The 20,022-nt window shown below is 45.2% G+C and carries 17 protein-coding genes; 13 read left to right on the top strand and 4 right to left on the bottom strand.

Features of this window, described 5'->3' with window-relative positions; genetic code table 11:
- Positions 1-123: 123 nt before the first annotated feature.
- The 3 genes from BF9343_RS21235 to rnr form a co-directional block, all read right to left on the bottom strand.
- On the bottom strand, positions 124-732 hold the full coding sequence (locus BF9343_RS21235; RefSeq protein WP_010993823.1) for a hypothetical protein: 609 nt from the start codon (positions 730-732) through the stop codon (positions 124-126).
- A 5-nt stretch (positions 733-737) separates the two neighbouring features.
- Entirely contained in the window at positions 738-1,223 is a 486-nt protein-coding gene (locus BF9343_RS21230; protein WP_005783529.1) for an RNA polymerase sigma factor, read from the bottom strand.
- 700 nt (positions 1,224-1,923) lie between these two features.
- Positions 1,924-4,068, bottom strand: coding sequence for a ribonuclease R (gene rnr, locus BF9343_RS21220; protein WP_005783524.1), 2,145 nt, complete (start codon positions 4,066-4,068; stop codon positions 1,924-1,926).
- 103 nt (positions 4,069-4,171) lie between these two features.
- Between rnr and BF9343_RS21215 the strand changes: the two genes are divergently transcribed.
- The 3 genes from BF9343_RS21215 to BF9343_RS21205 are packed head-to-tail and all read left to right on the top strand — an operon-like array spanning position 4,172 to position 7,056.
- A complete protein-coding gene (locus BF9343_RS21215; RefSeq protein ID WP_005783522.1) occupies positions 4,172-5,071 on the top strand; it encodes a cation diffusion facilitator family transporter in 900 nt (299 codons plus the stop codon).
- A gap of 21 nt (positions 5,072-5,092) precedes the next feature.
- Positions 5,093-6,100 carry an NAD-dependent epimerase/dehydratase family protein gene (locus BF9343_RS21210; protein WP_005783520.1) on the top strand — a complete coding sequence of 336 codons (1,008 nt, stop codon included), beginning with the start codon at positions 5,093-5,095 and terminating at the stop codon, positions 6,098-6,100.
- Positions 6,091-7,056, top strand: coding sequence for a phosphatase PAP2 family protein (locus BF9343_RS21205; protein WP_005783517.1), 966 nt, complete (start codon positions 6,091-6,093; stop codon positions 7,054-7,056). Before BF9343_RS21210 ends, BF9343_RS21205 begins: the two co-directional genes overlap by 10 nt.
- A gap of 150 nt (positions 7,057-7,206) precedes the next feature.
- On the opposite strand, the gene dusB is transcribed toward BF9343_RS21205, so the two are convergent.
- Positions 7,207-8,181 carry a tRNA dihydrouridine synthase DusB gene (gene dusB / locus BF9343_RS21200; protein WP_005797153.1) on the bottom strand — a complete coding sequence of 325 codons (975 nt, stop codon included), beginning with the start codon at positions 8,179-8,181 and terminating at the stop codon, positions 7,207-7,209.
- A 94-nt stretch (positions 8,182-8,275) separates the two neighbouring features.
- Between dusB and BF9343_RS21195 the strand changes: the two genes are divergently transcribed.
- From BF9343_RS21195 to BF9343_RS21150, 10 genes are all read left to right on the top strand, one after another.
- Positions 8,276-8,734 carry a DUF2059 domain-containing protein gene (locus BF9343_RS21195; RefSeq protein WP_005783513.1) on the top strand — a complete coding sequence of 153 codons (459 nt, stop codon included), beginning with the start codon at positions 8,276-8,278 and terminating at the stop codon, positions 8,732-8,734.
- A gap of 61 nt (positions 8,735-8,795) precedes the next feature.
- On the top strand, positions 8,796-10,037 hold the full coding sequence (locus tag BF9343_RS21190; protein ID WP_005797156.1) for a peptidase U32 family protein: 1,242 nt from the start codon (positions 8,796-8,798) through the stop codon (positions 10,035-10,037).
- Between the two features lies 1 nt (position 10,038).
- On the top strand, positions 10,039-10,443 hold the full coding sequence (locus tag BF9343_RS21185; protein ID WP_005783508.1) for an acyl-CoA thioesterase: 405 nt from the start codon (positions 10,039-10,041) through the stop codon (positions 10,441-10,443).
- Positions 10,440-11,561: a DNA-processing protein DprA gene (gene dprA / locus BF9343_RS21180; RefSeq protein WP_009291284.1), complete on the top strand. Its 1,122-nt coding sequence runs from the start codon at positions 10,440-10,442 to the stop codon at positions 11,559-11,561. The genes BF9343_RS21185 and dprA overlap by 4 nt, the downstream gene beginning before the upstream one ends.
- A 551-nt stretch (positions 11,562-12,112) precedes the next feature.
- The gene (locus tag BF9343_RS21175) at positions 12,113-13,132 is read left to right on the top strand and encodes a DUF3575 domain-containing protein (RefSeq protein ID WP_005783505.1); all 1,020 of its coding nucleotides are present in this window, start codon (positions 12,113-12,115) and stop codon (positions 13,130-13,132) included.
- Between the two features lie 6 nt (positions 13,133-13,138).
- Positions 13,139-14,104, top strand: a complete 966-nt coding sequence (locus BF9343_RS21170) for a DUF5119 domain-containing protein (protein ID WP_010993820.1) — start codon at positions 13,139-13,141, stop codon at positions 14,102-14,104.
- Between the two features lie 55 nt (positions 14,105-14,159).
- The gene (locus BF9343_RS21165; RefSeq protein ID WP_010993819.1) at positions 14,160-15,170 is read left to right on the top strand and encodes a fimbrillin family protein; all 1,011 of its coding nucleotides are present in this window, start codon (positions 14,160-14,162) and stop codon (positions 15,168-15,170) included.
- Between the two features lie 222 nt (positions 15,171-15,392).
- Positions 15,393-16,238, top strand: a complete 846-nt coding sequence (locus BF9343_RS21160) for a helix-turn-helix domain-containing protein (protein ID WP_005797165.1) — start codon at positions 15,393-15,395, stop codon at positions 16,236-16,238.
- A 132-nt stretch (positions 16,239-16,370) separates the two neighbouring features.
- Positions 16,371-18,788, top strand: coding sequence for a TonB-dependent receptor (locus BF9343_RS21155; RefSeq protein WP_010993818.1), 2,418 nt, complete (start codon positions 16,371-16,373; stop codon positions 18,786-18,788).
- Positions 18,789-18,797: 9 nt separating this feature from the next.
- On the top strand, positions 18,798-20,018 hold the full coding sequence (locus BF9343_RS21150) for a DUF4374 domain-containing protein (RefSeq protein ID WP_010993817.1): 1,221 nt from the start codon (positions 18,798-18,800) through the stop codon (positions 20,016-20,018).
- Positions 20,019-20,022 lie beyond the last annotated feature (4 nt).

Here is a 20,022-nt window from a genome sequence, read left to right as displayed (position 1 = left end):
GATATCCGTGCAGCAACAGGGCATTTACAGGCATTGTTTTTTTGTTTGTTCTGATTTTCGGGATGAATGCGAATCTCCCGGTGCCTGTTGTGATTGGTGACGACAGAATGGTAACCCCCCGTTTCATCTCCCTTCCTGATCTTCAATCTCAAATTGTCTGTACAGTTCTTTCAGCTCTTGCAGGGTTTTCCGGTAATTCCGTTTCAGAGAGCGTTTGATGATCAGAAGGTAAATGCACATGCCGAGCGGAATAACAATGACGTTCAGTATGCCGGGGACGACGTTCGTTGCCATCAGGTAAAACACGTAGAAGCCGATTGCCGAAAGGAAGGAACATGTGTATACAATCCAGTCATATTTGGTATTGAACCTGATGCTTTTCTCAATCTCTTTGATACGGTATTCCAACCATTCCTTTACGGGCATTCCATGGGTATACTTCCGCATCTTGTATGCGGAGCGTTCCCAGAGGAAATAAGAGACGGACAACACGGCCAAAGCGCCCATATCCAAATACATTCTTGTTGCGTTTTGCTCTTTTACGAACTGTGATACGATGAGGAAAACGGCCACGGCAATGATAACGAGCCGGAAAACAGTTCCGGGATACACTGTCTTGATTGATTTTCTGGCAGAGTTGACGACCATTTCATTCAGTCTCTCTTCCGGATACGGTTTGATGGTTCTTTCTATTCCCGCTTTCCAGGTTTCTTTAATGTCATTTGTTTCCATTACGTTTACTTTTTAAATTGTTTTTGTAGCTGACCTTTCAGTCTGTGAATCTTTACGCCGACGGCGGAACTGCTTATCCCCACTATTCCGGCTATCTCTTCGTAACTATAGTCTTCCATATAAAGCAGCATGATGGATTTGTCTATTTCATTCAGCTTTTGCAGGGCATTGACAAGTCTTTGCCAGTTTTCGTCCTGTTCCTGTTGTTCCCAGGGGTCAACAGGCTCTCCATCCGGCGGCGAGTCACGAAATTCGATGCGGCTGTCCTTTCTTACTTTCGAGATGGAGGTGTTGATTGCCACCGTATAAATCCACGAAGCAGGTTTCTCTTTATTCTGCAACGCCGGGAAAGACCGCCAGAGCTGGTAGACTGTTTCCTGAAAATTGTCCTCCCTGTCGGCTTCCGACCTGAAATATATCCGGTTTACTTTGTGGATAATTCCCTGGTAGGCCGTCAGTAGTTTTAGAAATTCATTCTTGTTCGACTTCATTTGGTTTAATCTTTACTTTATAGTCGGCTGAAAGATGCTTTTATTACAAGGACTATGAAAAAAGGAAGTGTTCTACAGAATTAAGGTATGTATCGGTAAAAGGTGTTTGACCGGGCAGAGCTGTTGCATCAGACTAATTGATGTATTTTGCCTTCATTTCATTTCAAAAAGGTGCTGAATGGCTGTTTCTGCTTACATGTACTTTCTTTTTTAGGGAGCAGATAGGAAGCCAAAGAGCCCGGAGGCGGACTTTTTGGATTCGATAAGCGCTCTTTTCGGATCGGAAAGCCGGGCTTTTCGGGTCGGAGTCCCTTGTTTCCGGCAAAAAGAAGGAGGTGTTTTCCGAAAACGCTTACTTCTTTCGGGTGAAATGCTTACTTCTTTTTCGAAAAGACAAGGAGCTTTGGTTTCATGTTCTTTCTTTATCCCGGTTCTGAAGTAGGATAAGGCTATATGCTCCTCCCGTTGCTCTTGAATGAAGAAGGCTTTCGGAAAGATAAAATACCTTCATATACTCTTTCTTCCTTCCATTTTGTTCTTGTTTTTCCTGTTTCTGCTTTCGGTTAGGTTGCTTCTTTTTCGATTGGGATAATAAAAAGAAAATCGCTAACCCGTAGGGAAAGCGATTTTTCTTTGTGCCCATACTCTTGGCCGTAAATAAGCCGATCTGAGCAAATACGATTATCATTTTGACAGAATGTTACTCTACCAGTGCGAAGTCCAGTTGTTTCTTTTCCAGGTTGGCGCGTGCCACTTTGACGGTGATTGCGTCTCCCAGGCTGTAGATACGGTTTTTACGACGACCGCGCAGGCAGTAGTTCTTTTCGTCGAATTCGTAGTAATCATCGTCCAGGTCACGGATAGGTATCATTCCCTCACACTTGTTTTCGTTCAGTTCCACGTACAGTCCCCATTCTGTTACGCCGGAGATTACTCCGTCGTAGGTCTGTCCCAGCCGTTCGCTCATGAACTCCACCTGTTTGTATTTGATGGAAGCGCGTTCGGCATTGGCTGCAATCTGCTCCATGTTCGAGCTGTGGTCGCACAGGTCTTCGTATTTCGTTTCCGACACGCTGCGTCCGCCATCCATATATCTGGTCACCAACCGGTGCACCATCATGTCCGGAAAACGCCGGATAGGAGAGGTGAAGTGGGTATAATAGTCGAAAGCCAGTCCGTAGTGTCCGATGTTGTGTGTAGAGTAGCGCGCTTTCTGCATGGCCCGGATAGATACGGTTTCAATCAGGTTCTCTTCCTTCTTTCCTTGTATGTCGTCCAGCAGATGATTGATCGATTTAGATACATCCGTCTTGGTTCCGCTTGTGCGGAGTCTGTAACCAAAGCGTGCGATGAACTGAGCCAGATTGTCCAGTTTCTCCGGATCCGGAAGATCGTGGATACGGTAAGGCAGCACTTTGGGCTTTTTACCTTTGGGAGCTTTTCCTATCTTTTCCGCTACGGTACGGTTGGCAAGCAACATAAACTCTTCTACCAGCTTATTGGCGTCTTTGGATTCCTTAAAGTAGACGCTGATGGGTTTCCCTTTTTCGTCGATCTCGAATTTCACTTCGTAGCGGTCGAAGTTGATGGCTCCTGCCGTAAAGCGCTTTTCACGCAGAGCCTTGGCTATGGTGTCAAGCATCAGTATTTCGTCTTTGAAGTCGCCTTCTTTGGTTTCGATGATTTGTTGCGCCTCTTCGTAAGTGAAGCGGCGGTCCGATTCGATGACCGTGTGTACAATGCGTGAGTCTCTCACTTCCCCTTTTTCCGTAATATCGAATATGGCAGAAAAAGCAAGTTTCTCTTCATTGGGGCGGAGCGAACAGATGAAGTTGCACAGGCGTTCGGGCAGCATCGGTATGGTGCGGTCTACCAGATAGACGGAAGTTGCACGCTTTTCGGCTTCCTTGTCGATGATGCTTCCCTCTTTCACATAGTGAGTCACATCGGCAATGTGTACGCCGACTTCCCAAAGCCCATCTTTCAGCGGGCGGATGGAAAGGGCATCGTCAAAGTCTTTGGCATCTTTCGGGTCGATGGTGAAAGTGGTTACTTTCCGGAAATCTTCGCGGCGGGCTATTTCTTCGGCGGAAATTTCCGCCGGAATCTTATCCGCGGCTTTCTCTACCGATTGCGGATAGACGTATGGCAATCCGAATTCGGCCAGGATGGCGTGCATCTCGGTAGTGTTATCTCCGGCTTTGCCGAGAATATCGAGCACCTGCCCGATCGGGTTTTTGGCTTTATCCGGCCATTCTGTTACTTTTACCACTGCTTTGTCACCGGTCTTTCCGCCCTTCAGCTTATCTTTGGGGATGAAGATGTCGTTGGCAAGCGTGCGGTTCTCCGTTACGAGGAAGGCATACGATTTCTCTACTTCCAGTGTGCCGACAAAGGTATCGTTGGCACGCTGCAATATTTCAATCACTTCCCCTTCGGCTTCGCACCCGCGGCGTTTGGCATAGAAGGCGATGCGCACTTTATCATTATTCATCGCATGGGCGGAGTTACGCTCTGCGACGAATATCGGATCTCCGCCTCCTTCGGGGATGAAGGAGTTCTTTCCATTGCTTTTGCGCTGGAAGGTTCCGGTCATCTCTATGCCGTGATTGTTAAGCTTATATTTGTTTTTATCTACTTCGGTTATGTAGTCATCAGCCAGGAGATCGGACAGGATATCCATGCAAAGCATTTTTAGCGGATGAGTGGTTAACTTCAGTTCCGAGAAAATATATTTCAGGCTGATCACCTCATCTTGTTTGGCATGGAAGAAATCGAGAACCGCCTTCGACAGTTCTTTCTTCTTCATTCTTTTGCCGGCTTTTTTTTCTTTCTTTTTAGCCATAATTGGTTCGTTTTATATCAATCAGTACAAAGTAAGCGATTAAATATTAATAATTCAAGATTTTCATGTACATTTGCCCCTCACATTATGAATAATCTAACAAATGGAAAGTGAAAAGTCTTCCAGGGAGAAGGGAATTTATAAAGTAACGATCGTGGGAAGTATCGTGAACTTCCTTTTGCTCGTTTTTAAATTCTTTGCCGGAATTGCCGGGCATAGTGCGGCTATGCTGGCCGATGCTGTCCACTCACTATCCGATTTCATCACCGATATTGTTGTCATTGTCTTTGTCCGCATTGCCGGGAAACCGGAGGATAAAGGTCACGATTACGGCCATGGCAAATACGAAACCTTGGCTACGGCCATCATCGGGTTGTTACTTCTGTGTGTCGGTTTCGGTATCTTTTGGAATGGGGCTTCGTCCATTTATACTTTTTTGCGGGGCGGACAGTTGGAGTCTCCCGGTGTAGTGGCATTGGTGGCGGCACTGGTGTCGATCGTTTCAAAGGAGATACTTTATCAGTATACAGTGATTCAGGGCAAGAAGTTGAACTCCCAGGCTGTGATAGCCAATGCCTGGCATCACCGGAGTGATGCATTGTCGTCTATCGGGACGGCCATCGGTATCGGCGGTGCCATCCTGTTGGGAGATCATTGGCGGGTGCTCGATCCGGTTGCTGCGGTGGTAGTCAGTTTCTTTATCATGAAGGTGTCTGTACGGTTGCTGATTCCGTGTGTGGACGAACTGCTTGAAAAGTCGTTGCCGGAAGATGTGGAGAAAGAGATTGAGCAGACTGTACTCTCTTTCCCGGGAGTGAGCCAGCCCCACCATTTGCGTACCCGCAGAATCGGCAATTATTATGCCATCGAATTGCATGTCCGTATGGATGGGAAGATAACTCTGGAAGAGGCACATAGTACGGCAACTGCCATTGAAAACAAGCTGAAAGAGATGTTTGGGAAAGGAACCCATGTAGGCATTCATGTGGAACCGACGAAATAATTATCATTTGACCAGAATTTTATGGAGAGTATTCTAATTACCGGAGCGAGCGGATTTATCGGCAGTTTCATTGTTCAGGAAGCATTGAAGCGCAGATTCGGCGTCTGGGCGGGGATTCGTGCATCCAGCAGTAAGAAATACCTGAAAGAACGTAAGATCCACTTTCTTGAATTGGACTTTGCACATCCCAATGAACTGCGGGCGCAACTGTCCGGGCATAAGGGGACATATAATAAGTTCGATTATATCGTCCATTGTGCCGGCGTGACCAAATGTGCGGACAAAAGCGACTTTGACCGTGTCAACTATTTGCAGACCAAATACTTTGTCGACACGTTGCGTGAGCTCAATATGATTCCCAAGCAGTTCATCTACATCAGTACCCTGAGCGTATTCGGTCCGATACGCGAAAAGGACTATTCACCCATTAGTGAAGAAGATACTCCGGCTCCGAATACGGCTTACGGATTAAGCAAGCTGAAAGCAGAGCTCTACATTCAGAGCATACCCGGTTTTCCGTATGTCATCTATCGTCCGACGGGGGTATACGGTCCCCGGGAAGCAGACTATTTCCTGATGGCAAAATCCATCCGGCAGCATACGGACTTCTCCGTAGGGTATAAGCGGCAAGATCTGACATTTGTATATGTGAAAGATATTGTACAGGCCATTTTCCTGGGAATCGAGAAGGAGGTTTCCCGCCGCGCTTACTTTCTGTCTGACGGGAAGGTATATAAAAGTCGGGCTTTCTCCGACCTGATTCAAAAAGAATTGGGTGATCCGTTTGTTATTCACATCAAATGTCCGTTAATTGTGCTAAAAGTCGTATCTTTGCTCGCCGAATTTATAGCGACCCGTTCGGGAAAGAGCAGCACGTTGAATTCGGACAAATATAAAATAATGAAACAAAGGAATTGGCAATGCGACATAACTCCGGCTGTGAAAGAACTGGGATATGCTCCTGAGTACGACTTGGAAAAAGGAGTGAAAGAAACAATTGCCTGGTATAAGAATGAAGGATGGCTTTAGATTTATTTAAACGTGTAGAAAGCCGTAAGGGCTTGTTTGCTGTTGAGAAGATAACATTGATATACAATCTGTTAACTTCTATCTTGATTTTATTCATGTTTCAACGAATGGATCATCCGCTCCACATGTTGTGGGATAGGGCGGTGATTGCGGCAATGACTTTTTTGCTGATGTATCTCTATCGGCTGGCTCCGTGTAAGTTTTCTGCTTTTGTACGTATCGCCATCCAGATGAGCCTTTTATCCTACTGGTATCCGGATACTTTCGAGTTCAACCGCGTCTTCCCCAATCTGGATCATTTGTTTGCTACGGCCGAGCAGTGGATGTTCGGCGGACAGCCTGCCGTATGGTTCTGTCATGCATTTCCGCAGATGTGGGTGAGCGAGCCGTTCAACATGGGCTATTTCGCTTATTATCCTATGATTCTGGTTGTGACGTTGTTCTATTTCATCTATCGGTTCGACCTGTTTGAGAAGATGTCTTTTGTACTGGTCACCTGCTTTTTCATCTACTACCTTATTTATATATTCGTTCCGGTTGCCGGCCCTCAGTTCTATTTCCCTGCCATCGGCATGGATTCGGTTTCGCAGGGCGTCTTTCCTTCCATTGGCGATTATTTCAATCACAATCAGGAGTTGCTTCCCGGACCCGGTTATCAGCATGGATTCTTTTACAGCCTGGTGGAGGGCTCACAGCAAGTAGGAGAACGTCCGACTGCCGCTTTTCCCAGTTCGCATGTGGGCGTGTCGACCATTCTGATGATTATGGCATGGCGTGCCAGCAAGAAACTGTTTGCCTGCCTGATGCCGTTCTATCTGTTGCTTTGTGGAGCTACTGTTTACATTCAGGCACACTATCTGATTGATGCGATCGCAGGATTTGTTTCTGCTTTCGTGTTGTATGTATTGGTGACGAAGATGTTCAAGAAGTGGTTCGCAGTGCCGATGTTCAAGTGATGGGGTGGACTTACCACAGAGTAACACAGAGTCTCACAGAGAATAAATAAACTTTATTAAAATAAAGTTCGTACACATATACTAAAATAAATCTACATTAACTCTCATATTAACTATCGATTTGTCCACTCTACTCTGTGGAACTCTGTGCTACTCTGTGGTGAGTCCGTCGAATATCCGGAAGAGTTCTTCTACCGATTCGGTGCGTAGCATGGCAATGCGTGTCTCACGGAAATTGGGGATTCCTTTAAATAGGGGAGTTGCTGCCAGATGACGGCGGATATGGATGATCCCTCTGCGTTCGTCCAGTCGGGCTACACTGTTCAGCACCTCTTCGCGCAACACATCGAGGTACCACTCGAATGATTCCCGCGGAAGTTCTTCTCCGGTTTCCAGATAATGCTTCACTTCGCGGAATATCCAGGGACGGCCGATACTGCCGCGTCCTATCATAATCGCATCTACACCATATCGCTCAAAGCACTCTTTGGCACCAGCGGCCGTAGTCACATCACCGTTTCCTATAATAGGTATGTGCATACGTGGGTTATTCTTGACTTCTCCTATCAGGGTCCAGTCTGCCTCGCCTGTATACATCTGCGCACGGGTACGTCCGTGAATGGCCAGTGCCGCAATGCCGCAATCCTGCAGTTGCTCTGCCAGGTCCACTATTATTTTATGATCGGCATCCCATCCCAGTCGGGTTTTCACGGTGACAGGTATTTTGACTGCATCTACCACGGCACGGGTTATTTCCAGCATCTTGGGGATATTCTGCAACATGCCGGCTCCGGCCCCTTTCCCTGCTACTTTCTTTACCGGGCAACCGAAGTTGATATCCAATATATCCGGTTGTGCTTCTTCTACAATCCGGGCGGCACCCACCATGGCTTCCGTGTCTTTACCGTATATTTGAATGGCGACGGGGCGTTCTTCATCGCAGATGGTCAGTTTTTGAGTGGTTTTATTGACGGAACGTATCAAAGCATCACTCGAGACGAACTCGGTGTATACCATATCGGCTCCAAACTTTTTGCACATCAGGCGAAAAGCGGGGTCAGTGACATCCTCCATCGGAGCCAGAAATACAGGGCGTTCGCCCAGGTCTATGTGGCCTATTTTCATCTTTTTACGATTTTCTATTCATTATTTGGCTGCAAAAGTACGGAAAAAACCCCTACCTTTGCACCTCATTCATTTATTTAACTGGATAGAAATTATGAAAAAAAGACTATTTTCCATTGCTCTGTGCCTGACTTTTATCTTGTCTGCCACTTCCGTCTCGGCCCAGGATGCTGCCTACAGAGAGGCATTAAGCAAAATGCTTGAGGCTTCGGGTGCCATGACTACAGTGAAGTCGATGGTTCCGCAAATGATCGGGATGATGAAACATACTTATTCGAATGTTCCGGATGAATTCTGGAAGAACTTCGAGGAGCAATTATCGGAGAAAGCAAACACCCAGTTTCTGGATATATACGTGTCTATCTATCACAGATACCTGACGATAAGCGACCTGAAGAAGATCACTGCATTTTATGAATCGCCGGTAGGCAAGAAGCTGGCCGAGTCCACTCCTGTGATGACTGCGGAAGCCATGGAAGCGGGCCAACAGATCGGTATGGGAATTGCCAAGGAGATAATGGCAAACCTCAAAGAAAAAGGATATGTTCAGTAAGTAGTTACGACTCCGTAACTTATAATTTGTGACTATGTATAAGATAAACGATTTTGAAATAATGGCTCCGGTTGGCTCACGCGAATCGCTCGCGGCAGCTATCCAGGCAGGAGCCGATTCTATTTATTTTGGTATTGAGAACCTGAACATGCGTGCACGTTCGGCCAATACATTTACCATCGAAGATTTACGCGAGATAGCCCGGACCTGTGATGAACATGGAATGAAGAGTTATCTGACAGTGAATACCATCATTTACGATAAGGATATCGAATTGATGCGTACCATTGTCGATGCGGCCAAGGAAGCGGGCATTTCGGCCGTGATTGCGGCTGACGTGGCAGTGATGAGCTATGCCAACAAGATTGGGCAAGAAGTACATCTGTCTACTCAATTGAATATTTCGAATGCGGAAGCCCTGAAGTTCTATGCGCAATTTGCCGATGTAGTGGTGTTGGCTCGTGAACTGAATCTGGAGCAGGTGGCGGAGATCTACCGGCAGATTCAGGAGGAGCATATCTGCGGTCCGAGTGGTGAGCTCATTCGTATCGAGATGTTCTGCCACGGTGCGCTTTGCATGGCTGTTTCGGGTAAATGCTATCTGTCATTGCACGAGATGAATCATTCGGCCAACCGGGGAGCTTGCATGCAAATCTGTCGTCGTGCTTACACCGTCCGTGACAAAGATACCGATGTAGAGCTTGAGGTTGACAATCAGTATATCATGTCGCCGAAAGACTTGAAGACCATTCACTTCATGAACAAAATGATAGATGCCGGGGTACGTGTGTTCAAGATTGAGGGCCGAGCCCGCGGTCCCGAATACGTACGTACTGTCGTCGAATGTTATAAGCAGGCCATCCGGGCATATCTGGATGATTCGTTTACCGACGAGAAGATTGCGGCATGGGATGAGCGCCTGAAGACTGTATTCAACCGGGGATTCTGGGATGGCTATTATTTGGGACAGCGTTTGGGCGAATGGACCAAGAACTACGGGTCGGCAGCCACTGAGCGTAAGATATATGTGGGTAAAGGCATCAAATACTTCTCTAACATTGGTGTGGCCGAATTCTTGGTTGAAGCGGCAGAGGTAAGTGTGGGTGATAAACTGTTGATTACCGGACCTACTACCGGAGCTGTGTTTGCTACGCTTGACGAAGCTCGTGTAGATCTGAAACCGGTGGAGACTGTGAAAAAGGGAGAACACTTCTCAATGAAACTGGACAAGATACGTCCGAGTGATAAGTTATATAAATTGGTTTCGACCGAAGAACTGAAAAAATTTAAAGGGCTTGAATAAAATGGAAAAGTATATCTATGAACTTACTTTAAAGGTACGCGACTATGAGTGCGACCTGCAAGGCATTGTGAATAATGCGAATTACCAACATTATCTGGAGCATACCCGTCACGAGTTTCTTTCATCGGTAGGCGTAAGCTTTGCAAAACTGCATGAAGAGGGAGTCGATCCGGTGGTAGCCCGCATCAATATGGCTTTCAAAACCCCGTTGAAGAGTGGCGATGAATTCGTTTCCAAATTGTATATGAAGAAAGAAGGCATCAAATATGTATTCTATCAGGATATCTTTCGGAAAAGCGATGATAAAGTAGTCGTTAAGTCGACCGTAGAGACCGTATGTGTCGTTAATGGACGCTTGAGCGACAGTGAGTTATTCGATCAGATCTTCGCACCCTATCTGCAATGAGTACGGACGAAGAGCGGATATACAGCATTGCTCTGACACAAATACCGGGTGTGGGGCATATAGGTGCCAAGCGCCTGGTAGACGGTATGGGAAGTGCTACCGATGTATTTCGCTACCGTACCGAGCTGCCCGACCGTTTGCCCGGAGTGAACCGGGCGGTAGTCGCGGCATTAGACTCCCCGCAGGCCTTGAAGCGTGCCGAGCAAGAATATGAGTTTGCCCGGAATAACCGCATCTCTTGTTTTACACTGGCAGATGAAGATTATCCTTCCCGCTTACGGGAGTGTGACGATGCTCCTGTCGTGCTGTTCTTTAAAGGGAAGGCCAATCTCAATGCCTTACACATTATTAATATGGTGGGGACCCGTAATGCGACAGACTACGGGAAGCACATTTGTGTCAGCTTCCTGCAAGAGTTGCAGATGCTGTGTCCGGATGTGCTTGTAGTCAGTGGATTGGCTTATGGAATCGATATCAATGCCCACCGCTCAGCACTGTCTGTCGAACTTCCTACTGTGGGGGTATTGGCTCACGGGCTGGATCGCATCTATCCGTCCCTTCACCGTAAGACAGCTATCGACATGCTTCGGCAAGGCGGATTGCTGACAGAATTTCTTTCCGGAACGAATCCGGACAAACACAACTTCATAAGTCGGAATCGCATTGTTGCCGGTATAAGTGATGCTACTATTGTGGTGGAGTCTGCCGCTAAAGGCGGTTCGCTGATTACAGCGGATATTGCCGGAAGCTATCATCGCGATTGTTTTGCTTTTCCCGGGCGGGTCACGGACGAATATTCAAAGGGATGCAACCAGTTGATACAAGATAACAAAGCGGTTTTGCTGGAGTCTGCATCGGACTTTGTGAAAACAATGGGCTGGGACAGCGATTTGAAAAGTGTCAAGCCGGAAACCGTACAGCGAAACCTCTTTCCGGATCTGTCTGCCGAGGAACTGAGAATTGTCGATATTCTCGGAAAGCTGGGCGATCTGCAAATAAACGCATTGATGGTTCAGGCCGATATTCCCATTAATAAGATCAGTGCTATTCTGTTTGAACTTGAAATGAAAGGCGTTATTCGGGTTCTGGCAGGAGGAGTTTACCAGTTACTCAGATAAAAAAGGCAAAAAAAAAGGAGTCACGCCTGACTCCAACCTTTTGTTAACCTTAAATCTAATACTATGAAAAAAATCACTGTACAAATGTAGGTTTCTCTTATCTATTATCCAAATATTCTTCTTAATATTGGCTCTCTTTGAGTTTCTTTTACTGTTTTTTACTGTTCTCTTTTACAAGTGGGCTAAACATCGGCAATAGCTCTTTTGCTTTTAACCTCCCTTCACTTTCCTCGAAAAGCTTTCTTCATTAGGTTCCCACTCTTCATAGTCTGACATGGGGATGTCGGGAGGTTTAACATGGGGGTGTCGGACGGTCTGACACCCCCATGTCGGACAACGTATGTCGTAGAGACAGATCTATTTTCTTGCCGGGATAAGTAAGTCAGGTGGTAAGTAAGAAGATTTAAGCAACGGCAGTACCCACTTTTAGAGGCCGGCATTGGCCGGAAAGCTACCCAAGTGCGGGGGTGCTTCACCGCCAAACTTGCAAATTCCTTTCAATCGTTTCACAGAAGCATTCAGAGCTTGTATTTAGCTTTGATTAAATTATTATGTATCGATTTGAACTTCTATATTTGTATTGCACAAACAGACAAATTATGGAAAACCGTATCTGCATACTGACCCTTTTTGTTTTTCTCTTTCTGCTTTCGGGAGAAAGCCGGGCCATGGTAGCAATGCCGGATGCCTGGACCAGAATGATGATTGGTGTAAACCAGAAGGATTGGTCGCTGTTACGTGAAAGAGTGCAGGCTGACCTCCACGTTCCGGATCGTGAGGATGTGCTGATGTTGATCGATTATCACCGCGATGACCGGATGAAATGTGAGAATTTATTACGCAGGTTGAACGGTGGAGAAGCATACCGCTATATTATGAATAAAATCTTACCGCTTTTATATGTATACAGAGAACATTCACCTGTACCCATACCGGATGATAAAGCTGCCGGTGTGTTTTTGAGTACGGTGAATGTATTGCCCCGAGTGAAATTCGTACATCCTCAGCCGGTGGTCCCGGAAGAGGGAAAAATAGAAACACCAGTAATAATAGAACAGAGAACAGTGCTTGCACTGAAAAACAACCTGCTATACGACCTGGCATTGGCACCGAATATAGAGGTGGAAATACCATTGAACAGACGCTGGTCGGTCAATGCCGAGTATAAATGTCCGTGGTGGCTCAATAGTAGCCGGGAGTTTTGCTATCAATTGCTTTCGGGAGGCGTTGAAGGTCGTTGCTGGTTGGGCAACCGGAAGCGGAGGAATCGCTTGGCGGGACATTTCATTGGAGCTTATGCCGAAGGGGGAATTTATGATTTCCAGTTTAAAGGAGACGGCTATCAAGGAAGATATTATGCAGCTTCAGGGCTGACTTATGGATATGCAAAGCAGATTGCACGGCATCTCTCGTTTGAATTCAGCCTGGGCATAGGTTATCTGACTACGGAGTACAAGAAGTACACTCCTTATGAGGGAGACTTGGTTTGGAAAAGTAGTGCACGCTATAACTTCATAGGCCCCACCAAGGCAAAAGTATCTTTGGTGTGGCTTATAACAGCAAGGAGATGATAATGAATGAAAGATATAACAAGGTTGCTTTGCATGGTTCTCCTCTCGTTTCTGGTGGTGACGGGATGCAGCCGGCGGGATATTCTGGACGATTATCCGGTGAGTGGTGTGGAAGTGCGGCTGGATTGGAGCGGAGTGACGGAGAAGTTGCCGGAAGGAGTTCGGATTATTTTCTATCCGAAAGACGAAAAAGGTAGAAAGATAGATACGTATTTGTCGGTAACAGGTGGGGAAGTAAAAGTTCCTTCGGGACACTACGCTGTTGTTATTTACAATTACGATACTGAAACGGTCTTAATTCGTGGAGAGGAATCTTATGAAACCATTCAGGCTTATACCAATTTTTGTAAGTTGGGTATTGCAGGTACAGAAAAGATGGTTTGGGGACCGGATCCGCTTTATGTGGTAAATATAGATGATTTGGATATACAGAATAGTGAAGAGACATTGATTCTGAAGCTGAAACCAAAATTGGTGATAAGAACTTACTCCTTTAGTATCAAAGTGCAGGGATTAAGTAATGTTTCAAACGTGATAGGGAGTATTGGTGGGATGGCAGATCATTATTTTTTAGGAAAAGCTTATGCTATGTGCGATGACTATCCGATTAATATTGACCTGAATGTGAAAGCCGGGAAGATAGAAGGGGTATTTACCACTTTTGGATTACCGGAAGCTATTATTACCCGTTTAGAAATAAAACTTCCGGTGATGATGAACCTGATGATTATTAAGGTGGACAATTCGGTACAGGAGGTTAAGATTAATATAACGGAAGCTGTACAAGAACCTACCGGCGGTGGTGAAGGAGGAGAAGGAGAGGAAACAAAACCGCCGGCATTGGTTGAAGTTGAAATAGAAGATGAAATAAAAGTAGATGATGTGGAAACTCCTCCAAGTGGAGGTGGTGGCATTGGTGGTGATGTAGGAGATTGGGACGACGAAACGAATGTAGAGTTGCCTGTTGGATAAGAAAAAAGAAATACATACAAATAAAAATATTAATAACTTAAAAAAACATACTATTATGAAGAAGATTTTATTCGCAGCAGTCGCTGCAATGGCAATTACGGGTTGCTCACAGAATGAAGAGATTGAAAAGGCTGTACAGCCGGTGGAAATTAGTTTCAATACGGCAGTAAGTAAGACAACAAGAGCTACGACTTTAGTGAACTCAGCTTTTACAAAGTTTACGGCGTATGCCTATTCTACTACTGGGGCATTTGCTGATGCTACAAAAGTTAATGCGCTGATATCTGGCGCTGAGTTTACTAAAGGAGAAAACTCCGCATGGGGCAGTGGTAACTCTGTATTCTATTGGCCGGCAACAGATCAAGTAAGTTTCTTTGCTTTTTCACCTAACACTACGAAACAGCTTTCTTGGGGAGCAGCTGTTGCTAACACAGCGCCTACACTGACCTATACTGTGGAAGGGACCGTGGAAAAGCAGGAAGATTTGGTGGTAGCAGAAGCGATGAATAAGCAAAAAGCTACGAGTGGTTCCACAGAAGCGGTTGCTTTAAATTTTAAACACGCGTTGACGAAGGTTGGTTTTAAAATAAAAGGAGAAGGAAGTGGTGTTACTTACACTTTAAATAAAATAGTTATTAATGCCAAGAACAAAGGTGTGTATACTTATGGAGCTACTTCTACTACTAATGAGACAACATTAGGTACATGGACTATTCCTAGCGATGCTACAGCAACAGCATATACTGTCGAACCTACTGAGGCACTTTCTATTACAGGAGCAGATAACGGTGGCACTGCGAACGAGACTTTGGTTGAAGCAGATTACACAGCCATGCTTATTCCTCAAAATTTAACTGGCGTTACATTCGAAATTTACTACAAAGCTGAGGCTGGTGGTGCGATATTGTGTGATAAAACAACTACTCCGGAAGAAATTACATTTACCGATGGAACTTGGACTGCCGGACAAAGTGTTGCTTACGTATTGACGTTAAAAGGCGTTGAGAAGATGTCTATTACCGGTTCAGTTGCTGATAGCTGGGATTTCACTGAGACTCCTAAGTAGTATTCGATACTGTCCATCATTTTGTGTAAATAGAAAACTTTAGGATTCAAGTATAAAACTTGAATCCTGTTTTCAAATATGGGACTATCCATAATATTATAATAAATGATGCATTTGATAGCCCTGCTCAAGTAGGGCTATTTTTTTATTCCTTCTTTTATTGTCTTTCTAAATAATTCTCTTACATTTGTCGTAAACATACAAACAAACACACCCGTATATATGCCCAGCTCCGTTTGTGGAGATCCCATGATGTGTCAGAACTGCAAAAAGTCAGTTCCTAATGCCATTTTCCATGTTTACCATAGACGTGGTTTCCATTATCCTGCACAAAAATGTGAGGAGAATTTCATTTTGTTTCTTATCAAGGGAGAAATGCTGGTGAATAGTCGGGAGTATGCCGGAACAATGCTTAAAGCCGGAGAATTTATGCTTCAGCCCATCAGTTCGAAAATAGAAATGCTGGCCATGACCGATGTGGAATGTATCTATTATCAGTTTAATCAACCTGAATTGTTTTGTGATATCCGGTATAATCGTATCATGAAGGAGACTGATCCTCCGTTAATTCCCTCACCCTTACCCATTATTCCCGAACTTCAACATTTTCTTGAGTCTGCACGTACTTATCTGAGCGAAAAGAAGATTTGTCGGGATCTCTTATCATTAAAGCGGAAAGAGCTTGCTTTCATACTCGGTTATTTTTATTCGGATTATGACCTGGCTTCCTTGGTACATCCTCTCTCAAAATATGCTTCTTCGTTTGAGTGCTTTGTATATCAGAACTATAAGAAGGTGAAGACTGTTGAAGAGTTTGCTAAACTTGGAGGATATAGCCAGACTACATTCAGGAGGATTTTCGATAATGTTTTTCATGAGCCGGTGTATGAGTGGATGCTTAGCCGCCGCAAAGAGGAGATCATTTACGAACTTCAGAATACAGAGGCTACCATCTCTGAAATCTGTTATAAATTCGGGTTCGAATCTTTACCGCATTTCTCAAACTTCTGTAAAAAGTCATTTGGTACCTCGCCACGCAGCATTCGATTGAAGCGTTCATCCGAATGAGACAGGCCTCTGGAAGAGAGATTGTTTTATCATTGTATTTAGGTATCGGAGTTTCGGTGAATACCTAAATATGGTGATTGTCGTCCGGTGTCGATATACGTACCTTTGCGGACTAATTAAACAGAGTGATTAATGAACCACAAAGTGTTGTACAGAGTAGCTTTATTCTGTCTTTTTTCTATGCTGTCAGCCGTTCTTATGCATGCCGGCGAACAGCAACAACAAAGTAAAGGTATAGTGACAGGTCGAATCGTCGACCAACAGAAGCAACCTTACTATCCGGTTGCAGTTGCCATTGAAGGTGTTTATATTGGCGGATATACCAACGAGAATGGAGTTTATCATATCAATGATGTGCCGGCGGGCAGTCAGACGATAGTTGTATCGGGCATAGGAGTGAAAACTAAAAAGGTGCCGATACATGTGACTGCCGGAAAAGTGAACCGGATTCCGGACATAGAGATCGATACCCAGGCGGAAGAGCTGGAAGAAGTACAGGTGATTGGAAAATCTGAAGCTCGCCGGCAGCAGGAGCAGGCGTATGCCATATCGGTACTCGACATCAAGAAAGCGTATAATAGCGCTGCACCTCTCAACAAATTATTGAACAATGTGTCGAGTGTCCGTATCCGTGAGGAAGGTGGTATGGGGTCTAACTATAATTTCAGCCTGAACGGATTTTCGGGCAATCAGGTGAAATTCTTTTTGGACGGAATACCGATGGATAATTTCGGATCGTCTTTTAACCTCGCTAATATCTCGGCTAACATGGCTGAGCGTGTAGAGGTATATAAAGGGGTATTACCTGTAAATCTGGGTGCCGATGCCTTGGGAGGAGCGGTGAATATCGTCAGCCGTAGAGATGCCAATTATCTGGATGCGACCTATTCTTTTGGCTCTTTCAATACTCATAAAGTCTCGGTGAATGGAGCCTATACCCATCTGAAAACAGGTTTCACGGTGCGTGCCAATGCTTTCTATAACTATTCCGACAATGATTATAAAGTGTTTGTGCCCATCATCGATCTGGCTACCAATAAGAAGATAAACGAGCGGTGGGTAAGGCGCTTTAATGATGCCTACCGGTCAGGAGGTATCCGCCTGGAGACGGGAATAACCAATAAGCCTTATGCCGACTATCTGCTTGCAGGCATTATTCTTTCGAAGAATGATAAAGATGTACAGACTGGTGCTACGATGGATGCCGTTTACGGTGGCGTAAAAATGAAGAGTGAATCTGTGATCCCTTCTATTCGTTATAAGAAAGACGATCTGTTTCTTGACGGACTTTCGCTGTCACTTTACGGAACGTATAATTCTGTAAATACTTTCAATGTGGATACCATCGCCCGCCGTTACAACTGGTTGGGAGAATCCGTTCCGTCTACTTCTGCAGGAGAAGGGTATTATACGGATTCCAAGATAAAGAACCGCGAATGGTTAGGAAACGGAAACATCAGTTACGTGATCGACGGTCACCAATCATTGATACTGAACCATGTGGTTTCTGCTATGCGGAGAACCATGAATGATAAAGTACGGCCGGATGATGAAAACAACAATGTACCTCAGCAACTGACTAAGAATATCACAGGCTTGGGATGGCAGATCCGCTATGATCGTTGGAATGCCAATGTATTCGGAAAGATGTATAAGTTGTACAGTTCTACCTATAAGCGGTTGGATGAATATACAGAGAATGCCCGTTGGGAAAAAGTGCGGGATCATAAAACCAATTTCGGATACGGTGCGGCGGCTACTTATTATATCTTACCCTCTTTGCAGGCTAAGTTCTCTTACGAGCATGCCTATCGTTTGCCGGAAAGTATCGAAATGTTTGGGGACGGGTTGATTCAGCAGCGGAATCCGGATTTAAAACCGGAAAGCAGCCGGAATTTGAATCTGGGGTTGAGCTTCATTCAAACTTTCGGGGCCCATCAACTTTCGGCTGATGGAAACTTCATTTATCGTTATACGACAGACTTTATCCTGAAAGGGGTCAGCCTGACCAGTAATCCGACCACCGGTTACGAGAATCTGGGTAAGGTGTTGACAAAGGGTGTTGAGGCTGCTGTCAGATATAACTATAAAGATCTGTTCCATACGGGAGCCGGTTTTACTTATCAGGACATTACCGACCGGCAGCGATATGAGAAGACGAAGGACAGCTTTGTCGGCGAAGGTATCACAGAGAATATTACCTATAAAGAGCGTTTGCCGAACATCCCTTATTTGTTTGCTAATGCCGATGCAGGGGTTCGTTTTCACGATTTGATTTGGAGAAACTCTGTGCTGACGTTTGACTATAATCTTAATTATATTCATTCGTATTATCTTTCGTTCCCGGGCTTGGGTGCAAAAAGCTCTAAAAAAGTAATCCCCGAACAGTTCTCACACGATCTGGCATTGGGGTATTCAATGGACAACGGAAAGTATAGTGTGGTTGTGGAGTGTACCAATCTGACCAATCAAAAGCTGTATGATAACTACCGCTTGCAGAAACCCGGGCGTGCCTTTAATGTGAAACTGAGATATTTCTTTAGTAAATAAAAAAGTCTGATGATTACAATGTATCGAATTTATATGTATCTCCTTGCTGCCTGCCTTTTATTGGGTGTCACGGCATGTGAAGAAGAAGGATTGGGAAATGAGGAAACTCCTTTTGCTCCCTATGTACTCAGCCTGGGTATCAATTCCAATGGGACTACCACTTATTATGTGGTTACTGCACCCGAATTGATGTCCGGAACAATCAACGCGGTGGCCAAAGGTATCGAGCAAAACGGATATCGTGATTATGAACAGGCCGGACAAACGGTGTTCAGTATTGGCGGACTGGGACTGACCAGTGCAACCGGAATTGTACGTGATGCAAACGGCTATCTGACGGAGCGTGGAGACTTTGTCTTTAACAGTTCGCTGAATGCGTTTACACAAATGGACGGGCAGAACATGATCGGCCTTGAACTTCCGGCTAATAAGGAGAGTGGGGATCAAATGACCTTATATACCGTAAATATCAGTGATGTTTCTATCACTTCTCAGGTCAAAGCTCCGGTATTTCCGCTGAATCAACTCGAATGGCCGAGTATCACGGGTATGTGTTATAGTGAAGGTAATGTGTACGTTACTTATTTTCCGATGAACCCTTCCACTTTTGAGACTTTATATACCGATACTACTTTTGTTGCGGTATACTCTTATCCGGATATGCAGTTTAAGACATTGATGAAAGATACGCGTACCGGTCCTGCCGGTTCGTGGAATGCATTTAACGGTATTTTTAAGGTAGAGTCCGGCGATATGTACATCATGTCTAATTCTGCCATTGCCAACGGATTCTCACAAAGTACCAAGAATGCTGCTTTCCTTCGTATCCCTAAAGGTGAGACGCATTTTGATGACTACTATTTTGACTTTGAGACGGTTTCGGGAGGATTGAAACCTGCCCATATCAAATATATCGGTAATGGTCTGGTATTTGCCGAGGTCAGCACCATCAGTCCGCAGACATCCGCCGACCGTTGGGGAGATAAGAGTTTGAAATGCTGCATTATCGATCTTAATAATAAAACGGTACGTGACATTAAAGAGATTCCGGTGCATAACGGAGATGGCGGACGGCGTTTTGCCGCTCTGGTAGACGGAGGTTATGTTTATCGTCCGGTCACTGCTTCAGAGGGTACTTACATTTATCAGGTAGATCCTCAGGCGGCTACTGCGGTCAGGGGAGCTAAAGTTTCAACCACGTTTGTCGGCGGTTTCTTCCGTCTGGATTGATAGG

The organism is Bacteroides fragilis NCTC 9343 (genome assembly GCF_000025985.1).
Classification (GTDB): domain Bacteria; phylum Bacteroidota; class Bacteroidia; order Bacteroidales; family Bacteroidaceae; genus Bacteroides; species Bacteroides fragilis.
Note: the sequence above shows the minus strand (reverse complement) of the source record. Positions and strands in the feature narration are given on the sequence as shown.

Bases quoted from the DNA above. Each gene is read 5' to 3' on its own strand.
- BF9343_RS21205 (WP_005783517.1), top strand. From the start codon at position 6,091: ATGGCTTTAGATTTATTTAAACGTGTAGAAAGCCGTAAGGGCTTGTTT.
- BF9343_RS21175 (WP_005783505.1), top strand. From the start codon at position 12,113: ATGTATCGATTTGAACTTCTATATTTGTATTGCACAAACAGACAAATT.
- rnr (WP_005783524.1), bottom strand. From the start codon at position 4,068: ATGGCTAAAAAGAAAGAAAAAAAAGCCGGCAAAAGAATGAAGAAGAAA.
- BF9343_RS21230 (WP_005783529.1), bottom strand. From the start codon at position 1,223: ATGAAGTCGAACAAGAATGAATTTCTAAAACTACTGACGGCCTACCAG.
- BF9343_RS21170 (WP_010993820.1), top strand. From the start codon at position 13,139: ATGAAAGATATAACAAGGTTGCTTTGCATGGTTCTCCTCTCGTTTCTG.
- BF9343_RS21165 (WP_010993819.1), top strand. From the start codon at position 14,160: ATGAAGAAGATTTTATTCGCAGCAGTCGCTGCAATGGCAATTACGGGT.
- dusB (WP_005797153.1), bottom strand. From the start codon at position 8,181: ATGAAAATAGGCCACATAGACCTGGGCGAACGCCCTGTATTTCTGGCT.
- BF9343_RS21190 (WP_005797156.1), top strand. From the start codon at position 8,796: ATGGCTCCGGTTGGCTCACGCGAATCGCTCGCGGCAGCTATCCAGGCA.
- BF9343_RS21150 (WP_010993817.1), top strand. From the start codon at position 18,798: ATGATTACAATGTATCGAATTTATATGTATCTCCTTGCTGCCTGCCTT.
- dprA (WP_009291284.1), top strand. From the start codon at position 10,440: ATGAGTACGGACGAAGAGCGGATATACAGCATTGCTCTGACACAAATA.
- BF9343_RS21215 (WP_005783522.1), top strand. From the start codon at position 4,172: ATGGAAAGTGAAAAGTCTTCCAGGGAGAAGGGAATTTATAAAGTAACG.
- BF9343_RS21195 (WP_005783513.1), top strand. From the start codon at position 8,276: ATGAAAAAAAGACTATTTTCCATTGCTCTGTGCCTGACTTTTATCTTG.
- BF9343_RS21235 (WP_010993823.1), bottom strand. From the start codon at position 732: ATGGAAACAAATGACATTAAAGAAACCTGGAAAGCGGGAATAGAAAGA.
- BF9343_RS21160 (WP_005797165.1), top strand. From the start codon at position 15,393: ATGCCCAGCTCCGTTTGTGGAGATCCCATGATGTGTCAGAACTGCAAA.
- BF9343_RS21210 (WP_005783520.1), top strand. From the start codon at position 5,093: ATGGAGAGTATTCTAATTACCGGAGCGAGCGGATTTATCGGCAGTTTC.
- BF9343_RS21185 (WP_005783508.1), top strand. From the start codon at position 10,039: ATGGAAAAGTATATCTATGAACTTACTTTAAAGGTACGCGACTATGAG.
- BF9343_RS21155 (WP_010993818.1), top strand. From the start codon at position 16,371: ATGAACCACAAAGTGTTGTACAGAGTAGCTTTATTCTGTCTTTTTTCT.